Raw genomic sequence first — 1,011 nt, 5'->3', positions numbered from 1 at the left:
CTGATGATGTGTGGTTGAAGCGGTGTGTACAACGATCGACGAACTGCGTAGATGCAGCCGCAGCAACCTGTAATGCTGGCGATCTCCGATTGCATCTTACGGATGCGATTGTCGTAACCCGCAAAAGCCTGTGCACCGGAATTGGTTGATGACTCTTTTTCCGGATCGAAATAGTAGTAGCGGCCCGAGACTGCACCGACAGTCGGATCGGCAAAGTTTCCGGCGATGTACTGAAGTGCGTCCGCCTGATACTCCGTTGTTGCATCTGAGAAGACGACGATGTCACCCGTGGCATATTGCACGGCGACATTTTGTGCGTTCGTCTTTCCCCGCTGTTGTGGAATGACGACCAGAGCAACTCCCCGGTCCGAAAACGACCGGACAATCTGAACGGTGTCATCTGTGCTGCCGTCGGACGCGACAACGATCTGCAACCGGTCATGGGGATAGTTGAGTGCAAGACAGCCAATGAGCCTTTTGCCGATGTTTCTGGCCTCGTTGTGCGCGCAGATGACTATCGTGATACTCGGCGCTGTCGATGGTTCTGAATGACGGGGCCGGCGAAGCTTTGTCAGCGCCCACAGCATGAGCGGATAGCCGGCATAGGTGTATGCGATGACAGTGACACACGCCCAGAAAGCCAAAATGGCATAACGGTCGAAGTGGGGACCGAGCAGGCCGGCTTTAGGCAGATAGAAGAGCATCGTATACCTCAATATGCCGTTGAACCATCGTCTCGATCGAGAATTGCTGCTCTACAAGAGCCCTTGCTGTATTCGTAAGGCAATCTCCCCGAGGGGGGAATGACAAGAGGGACAGAACGGCGGCGGCTGCGGCGAGATGGTCCTCAGAGGGAACAAGATAGCCGGTGACACCATCTGTCACTACCTCAGACGTCCCACCAACGTCGGTGGCGACTACCGGAATCCTTGCCGCCATCGCCTCGATGACGACATTCGGAAACCCTTCCGTTCGAGATAGCAAAGTAAAGATGTCAGAGCTCATTAAAAG

The 1,011-nt window shown here is 54.7% G+C and carries 2 protein-coding genes; both read right to left on the bottom strand.

Going from position 1 to position 1,011, the window contains the following annotated elements; translation table 11 throughout:
• On the bottom strand, positions 1-704 hold a 704-nt coding region (locus AB4043_RS26595), incomplete at its 3' end, for a glycosyltransferase (RefSeq protein ID WP_442308673.1).
• The coding region (locus AB4043_RS26590) for a glycosyltransferase (RefSeq protein ID WP_442308672.1) at positions 685-1,011 on the bottom strand (327 nt) is incomplete at its 5' end. The genes AB4043_RS26590 and AB4043_RS26595, both read right to left, overlap by 20 nt.

Origin of the sequence: Terriglobus sp. YAF25 (genome assembly GCF_052113305.1) — a bacterium.
Lineage (GTDB): Bacteria > Acidobacteriota > Terriglobia > Terriglobales > Acidobacteriaceae > Terriglobus.
The sequence above is the reverse complement of the archived record's forward strand: the minus strand, read 5'-3'. Positions and strand labels throughout refer to the sequence as shown.